A 9,550-nucleotide genomic window follows, 5' to 3' on the forward strand; every position below is an offset into this window, starting at 1 on the left:
GCAGTCACGTCCGTATTGGTATATTGGGTTCGATCAACTGCTCATACAAGACCCAAAGAGGTGAGTGACGAATGAGTGATCTTCCCAAAGTGGCCCTGGTTACCGGTGGGTCCCGAGGCATCGGAAGGGCCGTGGTCGAAAGACTGGCCCAGGATGGCTTTGAAACGTGGTTCACCTACGTGAGCCGTCCCGAAGAAGCCGAAAAGGTCGTCGCCGAAATCGAGTCGGCCGGCGGCAAGGCACGCGCCTTCAAGCTGGACTCCGGCGACTCCGAAGCCGTTGCCTCTTTCTTCAAGGAGGGGATCAAGGGCAAGGCTGAGCTGGAAGTGCTGGTCAACAACGCGGGCATCACCCGCGACGGCCTGCTCATGCGCATGAAGGACGAGGACTGGGACCGCGTCATCCAGATCAACCTGACCGGCTGTTTCACCTTTCAGCGTGAAGCCGCCAAAATCATGAGCAAGCAACGGCACGGCCGCATCGTGAACATCACCAGCGTGGTGGGACAGATGGGCAATGCCGGACAGGCCAACTACTGCGCCGCCAAGGCGGGGCTCATCGGCCTGACCAAGTCTTCCGCACGCGAGCTTGCCGCGCGCAACGTGACGGTGAACGCCGTCGCACCCGGATTCATCCAGACCGACATGACGGCCGAACTGCCTGAGAAGGCGGTGGACGCCATGCTGTCCCAGATTCCGCTCAAGCGGCTGGGCGCACCCGAAGATATCGCAGCCGCCGTATCATTCCTCGCAGGCCCCAACGCCGGTTATGTTACCGGCCAGGTTCTCGCGGTGAACGGCGGCATGTACATGTAGCAAAGAACCATCAAACACACCCATCATTGGAGGGTAAAATGTCCGACGTTGCCAGCAAAGTCAAAGACATCATCGTGGATCAGCTGGGCGTAAGCGCAGACGAAGTCGTGGAAAACGCAGCTTTTGTCGAAGACCTCGGCGCCGACTCCCTGGACCTCACCGAGCTCATCATGGCTATGGAAGAGGAATTCGACCTGGAGATCGACGACGAGCAGGCGCAGAAGATCCTCAAGGTTCAGGATGCCATCGACTTCATTTCGAAGAACCAGTAGCATCCGCACCGATCTGAAACGGTTACCACAGGAGCGTCTTATCCCGGCCTGGGTATAAGACGCTCCCGTTGCTATTCGGAACCAACAAGCAACCGGAAGGCAGTCAATGAACAGGGTTGTCGTCACGGCGGTATCCGCCATCACTCCTCTCGGACACGACATTGAGACCAGCTGGGAGAACCTCCTTGCGGGGAAATCCGGCATAGGCCCCATCACCAGGTTCGACGCCGACGGCTTCGACGCCCGCATCGCGGGTGAAGTCAAGGACTTCGATCCCACCAAATACATCGACAAAAAACAGGCTCGCCGCATGGAGACGTTCACGCAGTACTCCGTGTGCGCGACCAAGATGCTCATGAATGACGCAGGCTGGAGCGTTCCCGAAGAGGAAGCGCACCGCACCGGCGTCATCATCGGCGTGGGGCTGGGCGGCCTCGCCACCATCGAGTCCATGCACTCCAAGCTGCTCAAGCGCGGCCCGTCCAAGATTTCCCCGTTCTTCATCCCCGTGCTCATCGCCAACATGGCCGCCGGACAGGTCTCCATCGAGGCTGGAGCGCAGGGCCCGAACATCTGCACCACCACCGCGTGCGCATCCGGCACTCATGCCATCAGCGCCGCGTACACCGACATCATGCTCGGCCGAGCCGATGCCATGATTTGCGGCGGTGCCGAATCCACCATCACGCCGCTTGGCATCTCGGGCTTCACCGCCATGAAGGCGCTGTCCACCCGCAACGATGACCCCGAAGCGGCCTCGCGTCCCTTCGACAGCGACCGCGACGGCTTCGTCATGGGCGAAGGCTGCGGCCTGATGCTGCTCGAATCGCTGGAGCACGCTCAGGCTCGCGGAGCCACCATCCTCGCAGAGGTTGTGGGCAGCGGCGCATCCGGTGACGCGTACCACATGACCGCTCCGCCGGAAAACGGCGAAGGCATGGCGCTTGCCATGAAGGCCGCCCTGCGTGAGGCCAAGGTCGAGCCGGAAGCCGTGGACAGCATCAACGCTCACGGCACCTCCACCAAGCTCAACGACCTTTGCGAAACCCGCGCCATCCGCTCGGTCTTTGGCGAGCACGCCGACAACATCGCCGTAACCGCCAACAAGAGCCAGGTCGGCCACCTGCTCGGTGCGGCTGGCGGTGTGGAAGGCGTGTTCAGCGTCAAGACCATCGCCGAGGGCATCATCCCCGGAATCGCCAACTATCAGACTCCCGACCCGGACTGCGACCTGAAGAACCTCGTCACCGACGGCTCCAGGAAGCAACAGGTCGAATACGTCCTTTCCAACTCCTTCGGCTTCGGCGGCACCAACGGCTGCGTGCTGTTCAAGCGTTACGAGGGATAACCAACGAGGTTCGCCGTAATGGAAGAACTGCTGATTCAAGATCCGGAAGTGGCCGCCGCCATCGCCGCCGAGGCGGACAGGCAGGTGAGCAAGCTGGAACTCATCGCGAGTGAAAACTTTGTTTCCACCGCGGTGCGTCAGGCGCAGGGGTCCATCATGACCCACAAGTACGCCGAAGGCTACCCGCACAAGCGCTACTACGGCGGCTGCGAATTCGTGGACATCGCCGAAGATATCGCCCGCGACCGCGCCAAGGCGCTTTTCGACTGCGACTACGTCAATGTACAGCCCCACTCCGGTTCCCAGGCCAACATGGCCGTCTACTTCGGCTACTGCAAGCCGGGCGACACGATTCTGACCATGGAGCTGTCCCACGGCGGACACCTGACCCACGGCGCATCGGTCAACTTCTCCGGCAAGCTGTATAACGTGGTCCACTACGGCGTGACCCGCGAGACCCAGACCATCGACTATGATCAGGTCGAAGCGCTGGCCAAGGAGCACCGCCCCGCCATGATCGTGGCTGGTGCCTCCGCCTATCCGCGCATCATCGACTTTGCCCGCTTCCGCGCCATCGCGGACGAGGTGGGCGCCAAGCTCATGGTGGACATGGCGCACATCGCGGGCCTTATTGCAGCGGGCGAGCACCCCAGCTGCATCCCGCACGCGCACATCACTACCACCACGACCCACAAGACTCTGCGCGGCCCGCGCGGCGGCATGATCCTCTCCACCGAGGACCAGAGCAAGACCCTAAACTCCCAGATCTTCCCGGGCATTCAGGGCGGTCCGCTCATGCACGTCATCGCGGCCAAGGCTGCCGCCTTTGGCGAGGCCCTGCGCGAAGGATTCGTGGAATACCAGAAACAAGTGGTCAAGAACGCCAAGGTTCTCGCCAACTCCCTTGAGGAGTCCGGCTTCGAGCTCGTTTCCGGCGGCACCGACAACCACCTGCTGATGATCGACCTGACCAACAAGGATATCACCGGCAAAGACGCAGAGCACGCTCTTGATCTGGCAGGCATCACTGCCAACAAGAACACCATCCCGTTCGAGACCCGCTCTCCGTTCGTCACTTCCGGCATTCGCCTCGGCACCCCCGCGCTCACTACCCGCGGCATGATCGAGGAAGACATGATCGTGGTCGCAGAAGCCATCACCGCTGCCATCGACAATTGGCAGAACGAGAAGGCTCTCGAAGAAATCGCCAACGAAGTTGAAGAGTTCGCCCGCGAATTCCCCCTCTTCGCCTGGTAACGCGATTCATACGACGCATTGAAAAGGCCTTCCCGCCATAGCGGGAAGGCCTTTTTTCGGGCTTGTGCCCGGTAATGTCTTATAGAACTTCGGCGCTTCCTGCCCTACTCACCCAGATACGCCTTTCTGATATCCGGATTGTCCAGCAGAGAGGCCGCATCGTCCTCCATGACCACCTTGCCCGTCTCAAGCACATAAGCGCGCTGAGAGGCCTGCAGGGCCAGATTCGCGTTCTGCTCGACCAAGAGTACGGTCACGCCTTCCTTATTGATGTCCTGCACGATGTCGAAGATCTGCTTGACGATCAGCGGTGCGAGCCCCATGGATGGCTCATCCAGCAACAGGAGCTTGGGACGGCTCATGAGGGCCCTGCCGATGGCCAGCATCTGCTGCTCGCCGCCGGAGAGCGTCCCACCAAGCTGCTTGCGACGCTCGCGCAACTTGGGAAAAAGCTCGTAAACATACTCCATGTCTTCCTTGATCTTGCGCTGATCCTTGCGAAAGAACGCGCCCATCTCAAGATTCTCCGTCACGGTAAGACGCGGGAAGATCCTGCGTCCCTCGGGCACCTGACAGAGCCCGCGCGGCGGCATATGGTCGGAATTGAGCCCGTTTATGCGCTCGCCACGGTAGAAGATATCCCCGGAGACGGCCTGCACCACGTTGCAGATCGTCATGAGCGTGGTACTCTTGCCCGCCCCGTTTGCGCCGATGATGGAGACGATCTCCCCCGGCATGACCTTGAGGGAAATGCCCTTGAGGGCCTCGATGTTGCCGTAGGCGGCAACCACGTCCTTGAGTTCGAGAATCGGTGTCTTGTCGTCCATGTTGGTCCCCTCTAATCCGAATCGTCAGAGCGCTTGCCCATTCGCTTGGCGGGCCACAGACCCTTGGGCCGCACGAGCATCATGCCGGTCATCACGCCGCCGAACACGAGCATCCGGTAGAGCTCGAACTCGCGGAACGCCTCGGGCAACGCCACCAGCGCGATGCAGCCGAGAATGACTCCCGGGATGGATCCCATGCCGCCCAGCACGACCATGGCGAGCACCATGGCGGATTCGAGAAAGGTAAAGGACTCGGGACTGACGAAACGCATTCGCGAAGCGAAGAAGGCTCCTGCGAACCCGGCAAAGGTCGCGCCCGAAGCATATGCCAACAGCTTGAGCAGGAAGGTGTTGACCCCCATCAGCTCCGCCGCGGTCTCATCCTCGCGGATGGCCTCCCACGCTCGTCCGATGCGCGAATAATTCAGGCGGTACACCGCCACGATGGTGAACAGGGTGATGCCGAGTATCACGTAGTAGTACAGGGAAAGGTCCCTGATCCAGAAATGTTGGATGCTGAAGCCATTGCTGAAATCGAACCAGTAATACCCCGGCCGCTCGATGCCGAGAATGCCGTTGGGGCCGTTGGTCAGCTCCATCCAGTTGTTCAGCAGCAGCCGCACGATCTCCCCGAAACCGAGGGTTACGATGGCAAGGTAGTCTCCGCGCATCCGCAGGGTGGGATAGCCGATGATGCAGCCGGCCACCGCGGCCAGCGCCGCCGCCACGGGCAGGCAGAGCCAGAAGGGAATGCCGAAATGCACCGAAAGCAGCGCGTAGGTATAGGCTCCAACGCCGTAAAACGCGATATAACCAAGGTCGAGCAGGCCGGCGAGGCCCACCACGATGTTCAGGCCCAGCCCGAGACAGATGTACACCAGCACGTTGATGGCGATATCATGCCCGTAGCGCCCGGTAAGCATAGGAAACACGAGCGCGAAGGCCAGCAGAGCGGTCATCCATATCCAGTTCGGCATGGCCTCGAAACCGGTGGTGACGCGTTCCTTGAGCGTCCCGGCGGAGCGGCCGACAAAATCGAAAACGCCCTTTTGCTGCAACTGGTAGAAGACGGCGATGATGAAGGCGGCAAGCGCCACGCGAATCCAGACGGTGAACGTCTTGCCGAACTCCAGCCCCTCCGGCTTGATGCCCAGAAGCGGCCACAGCAGCGCCAGAAACCAGAGCAGTCCGACGCCGAGGTATACCCAGATTTTCTTAGACACGCGTGTCGTCAACGTTCTCTCCCATGATGCCGGTCGGTCTGAAATACAACACGCCGATCAGAATGATGAAGGCGAACACATCTTTGTACTCGCTGGAAAGATAGCCAGCCGCGAATATCTCCACCATGCCGATGATCAGTCCGCCGATCATGGCGCCGGTGATGTTGCCGATTCCGCCAAGCACTGCCGCGGCAAAGGCCTTGATGCCCGGCACGAAGCCCATGTCGTAGCGCACGGAGCCGTAGTACAGGCCCACCATGATCCCGGCGGCGGCCGCAAGCCCCGCGCCGATGGCGAAGGTGGTGGAGATGATGCGGTTGGAGTTGATTCCAACGAGGCCGGACATGATCTTGTCCTGCGCGGTGGCGCGCATGGCCTTGCCAATCTTCGTTTTGAACACCAGCAGATTCAGGGCCACGAGCAGGAACACGGTCAGGCCGACGATGAGCACCTGCATGTAGGACACGCTGATCATGCCGATCTCGAAACCACCCTGCGTGATCTCGGTGGGATACGGCTTGTCGTAAACGCCCTGCGTGAGCATGAGGCCGTTCTGGAGAAATATGGACATGCCGAGCGCAGCAAGCAGCACACTCAAACGCGAAGCGTTTCTGAGCGGTTTGTAAGCCAGTTTTTCCACGGCCATGGCAAGGAGCGCGCAGTATCCCATGGTCAGCACCAGCGAAAGCGCCAGGCAGGTGTAGGGGTCGAGCCCCTGTGCCGCCAGCCATGAAATAAGAATTACGCCCATGTAGCCGCCCGCGGCGAAAAACTCGCCGTGCGCGAAGTTGATAAGCTGGATGATGCCGTACACCATCGTGTACCCGAGGGCGATGAGCGCGTACACGCCGCCGAGGGTAATGCCGTTGAGTAGCTGCTGGAGGAAATATTCCATTCGGTCTCGCCTGTAGAATCGGGAGCCGGGCCGCGACCCGGCTCCCCTTTGTGAATATGAGCTAGAACTTTTCGCCGGTCTGGGGGTCCCAGAAGTTGACGAACTCGCCGTCCCTGACGACCTGGATCACGTAGTTGGAACCGGAATCGCCGTTGGACTTGTAGTCGATGCGCTTGGAGGCGCCTTCGAAGGTCATGTCAAGAAGGGCCTGACGGACCTTGTCGGCATCCGCGGAACCGGCCTGCTTGACGGCCTTCAGGTAGGCCATGGCAGAGTCGTAGGCATAGGCGGAGTATGCGCCCGGGTCACCGTACTTGGGCTTGTAGGCGTCAAGGAAACGCTTGTAGGACTCGGATTCCTTGTCGGTATAACCGAAGGTCAGGTACACGCCGTTGGCGGCGTCCTTGGCGATTTCCATGAGCTGCGGGTGGTAGACCGCGTCCTGCGCAAGGATTTCGGCGTCAATACCCATGCGCTTGGCCTGGGTCAGCATGAGTGCGCCGGTGGCGGAGTTCTGCAGAGAGACGTAGAAGACATCAGGATTGGCGGCCTTGACCTTGGTCAGCACCGCGGAAAAGTCCTTGTCACCCTGGTTCACGTGATCGTGCGCCAGCACTTCGATTCCGTACTCGGGGCAGAGCTTTTCGAGGTTGTCGGCCAGCCCCTGCGAATAGGTGGTCTTGTCGTCCACGATGTAGACGTTGCCGGCCTTCAGGAAGTCGCGGATGAACGTGGCGGCGGCCTTGGACTGGTCATCGTCGCGGCCGCAGGTGCGGAACATGTACTTGAGCCCACGCTCGGTGACCTTTTCGGAGGTGGAGGCCGGAGTGAGCATCACGATGTTCTCTTCGGCCAGCGTTTCAGAGGCCGGGATGGTGGCGCTGGAGCAGTAGGCCCCGATGACGCCGGAAACTTCTTCATTGATGAGCTTGTTGGCTGCGGCGACGGCCTGACGCGGGTCGCATGCGGAGTCCTGCGAGGACAGGGTGATGTCGCTGAATCCGGGGATTCCACCCTCGCTCTTGACCACTTCGATGGCGGTCAGCGCGCCGTTCTTGATGTCGTTTCCGTCCGCGGCGTACGGGCCGGTCAGCGGGCTGATGGAGCCTATTTCCAGAACCTTGCCCTCTTCAGCGGTCTTTTCCTCCCCGCCGCCGCAACCGGCAAGCAGGACGACGGCCAGCATGGCCACGCACAGAAGCATCAAACGTTTCATAATCTCTCTCCCTTGACTTGAAGTTTCCCCTATTGGCCCAGATATGCTTCGATCACTTTGGGATCTTTCTGAATATCCTCGGGCGAACCCTCGGCGATCATGACCCCGTGATCGAGAACGACTATTTTGCGGCACACGCCCATGACGACCTTCATGTCGTGTTCCACCATGAGCACATTGATGCCCAGATCGGAAATGTGTCCGATGGAATCCATGAGGCTGCGGCTCTCAGAAGGGTTCAGTCCGGCCGCGGGCTCATCAAGAAGAATGGTCTTGGGCTCGGAGGCAAGCGCCCTTGCGATTTCCAGTCTGCGCTGATGGCCGTAAGGCATGTTGGAGGCGGCTTCGTCCCGGTAATCGGCAAGACCCATGAACTCCAGGGCCTTCATGGACTGCTCGCGAATCTTGCGCTCTTCCCGTTTCTGGGACGGAGATCGCAGCACCGCTCCGAACACTCCGGTCTTGGACCTGCTGTGCTGGGCGACCATGCAGTTCTCCAAAGCAGTCATCTGCGAAAACAATCGTATGTTCTGAAACGTCCGGGCGACCCCCATGGCAAGGACCTGATACGGTCGCAGGCCGGTGATGGTCCTGTCGTCATACGTGACTTTACCCTCGGACGCGCGATATACGCCGGTAATGACGTTGAACACCGTGGTTTTCCCGGCACCGTTGGGCCCGATCAACCCCATGACCTCGCCCTCGCCCAACGAGAAGTTCACATCGGTGAGAGCTTGCAGTCCTCCGAAACGGACACAGACATCGTGTAGAGTAAGATTCGCCATAATTACAGACTTGCATATTGAAAATCGTCAAAAATTTCAAGTCAAAAAACCTCTCACCTGCCGTGGTTGAGCGATTTTTTTCGTTTGCGTCAAGCCGCTATAATTTCGACAGCTTTTTATCCCCCTTTTTTTTAAAATTGTAAAGTCACTCCTTTTAGAGCTGTACAATCGCGACGGGAAACCATGCTTGCACAAAATATTATTCTCTCAAGCCACTTTTATAGAGAATAATCTCATTTCATTCTTTAAAACTTCACTTTCAATCAGCAACAATTGCTTTCATGCCATCCTCATGTTGCGCAGCCGCAGAATGCGATTTCCGTATAACGTATTACAGCTTGGCATTTGGAAAACGCCCCTTCCCCCGTTTTTGACGGCCACCATACCCTCTTTGCCGACTCAACTTCAGAAAGCTGCGATCAATCTTTGCAACTGTTTTTGCAACAAACAGCCCTGCGGTCCGGTTAATCCTGACGTGCACATGCAAAACTGTCGGGCATCACACGCCCACGTTTGTCCACCAAAAATGTCCCGGCTAGACTGAATTCTGCTACAGGAGTCCGTCAGCCAAGACCTACAGCCCTCAAATCCCGTCAGCGAGGTTGCAGCTTGAACGCGGGGCGTGCTGACCGCAAACCCCCAGCAGCTGCAACACCGCTGACAAGCCAGGGATTCCAAAGGGGGCCCGCCCCTTTGGTCCCCCCGAAGGGGCCGTCGGAGACATTTATTTCCCCACCAGTTGCAGGTTTCGGTCAGTCTGCCGACCTTCTTTTTTGCTTGCTGCAAATTGTCAAACCAAACGTAACGCCTTTGTGGTCAGTCGCCGCTCTCTGCGAGAGGGGCTATGAAGCGACCACTGCTGCGGATAAGACCTCGCACGGAGCTGCATGACCAGTCAAAAGAGCCTCTATG

9 protein-coding genes are annotated in these 9,550 nt (G+C 59.2%); 4 read left to right on the top strand and 5 right to left on the bottom strand.

The annotated features are described in order from the left end of the window. Positions 1–71: 71 nt before the first annotated feature. The 4 genes from fabG to glyA all read left to right on the top strand — a co-directional run bounded on the left by fabG (position 72) and on the right by glyA (position 3,692). Positions 72–815 (top strand): 3-oxoacyl-[acyl-carrier-protein] reductase, encoded by a 744-nt coding sequence (gene fabG / locus B149_RS0114920; protein ID WP_018125973.1) that lies wholly within the window; start codon positions 72–74, stop codon positions 813–815. Between the two features lie 38 nt (positions 816–853). Continuing rightward, positions 854–1,087: an acyl carrier protein gene (locus B149_RS0114925; protein WP_018125974.1), complete on the top strand. Its 234-nt coding sequence runs from the start codon at positions 854–856 to the stop codon at positions 1,085–1,087. A gap of 106 nt (positions 1,088–1,193) precedes the next feature. After that, positions 1,194–2,435 (top strand): beta-ketoacyl-ACP synthase II, encoded by a 1,242-nt coding sequence (gene fabF / locus B149_RS0114930; RefSeq protein ID WP_018125975.1) that lies wholly within the window; start codon positions 1,194–1,196, stop codon positions 2,433–2,435. A gap of 18 nt (positions 2,436–2,453) precedes the next feature. Next, positions 2,454–3,692 (top strand): serine hydroxymethyltransferase, encoded by a 1,239-nt coding sequence (gene glyA, locus B149_RS0114935; RefSeq protein ID WP_018125976.1) that lies wholly within the window; start codon positions 2,454–2,456, stop codon positions 3,690–3,692. A gap of 104 nt (positions 3,693–3,796) precedes the next feature. Here the strand turns inward: glyA and B149_RS0114940 are convergent, their stop codons facing one another. The 5 genes from B149_RS0114940 to B149_RS0114960 all read right to left on the bottom strand — a co-directional run bounded on the left by B149_RS0114940 (position 3,797) and on the right by B149_RS0114960 (position 8,638). Further along, positions 3,797–4,519, bottom strand: a complete 723-nt coding sequence (locus B149_RS0114940) for an ABC transporter ATP-binding protein (protein WP_018125977.1) — start codon at positions 4,517–4,519, stop codon at positions 3,797–3,799. Positions 4,520–4,530: 11 nt separating this feature from the next. Then, a complete protein-coding gene (gene livM, locus B149_RS0114945; RefSeq protein ID WP_018125978.1) occupies positions 4,531–5,742 on the bottom strand; it encodes a high-affinity branched-chain amino acid ABC transporter permease LivM in 1,212 nt (403 codons plus the stop codon). Next, a complete protein-coding gene (locus tag B149_RS0114950) occupies positions 5,735–6,637 on the bottom strand; it encodes a branched-chain amino acid ABC transporter permease (RefSeq protein WP_018125979.1) in 903 nt (300 codons plus the stop codon). Before B149_RS0114950 ends, livM begins: the two co-directional genes overlap by 8 nt. Positions 6,638–6,698: 61 nt before the next feature. After that, positions 6,699–7,853 (bottom strand): branched-chain amino acid ABC transporter substrate-binding protein, encoded by a 1,155-nt coding sequence (locus B149_RS0114955; RefSeq protein WP_018125980.1) that lies wholly within the window; start codon positions 7,851–7,853, stop codon positions 6,699–6,701. Positions 7,854–7,882: 29 nt separating this feature from the next. Beyond that, a complete protein-coding gene (locus B149_RS0114960) occupies positions 7,883–8,638 on the bottom strand; it encodes an ABC transporter ATP-binding protein (RefSeq protein ID WP_026167652.1) in 756 nt (251 codons plus the stop codon). Between the last annotated feature and the right edge of the window lie 912 nt (positions 8,639–9,550).

Origin of the sequence: Desulfovibrio oxyclinae DSM 11498, assembly GCF_000375485.1 — a bacterium.
GTDB lineage: Bacteria > Desulfobacterota > Desulfovibrionia > Desulfovibrionales > Desulfovibrionaceae > Pseudodesulfovibrio > Pseudodesulfovibrio oxyclinae.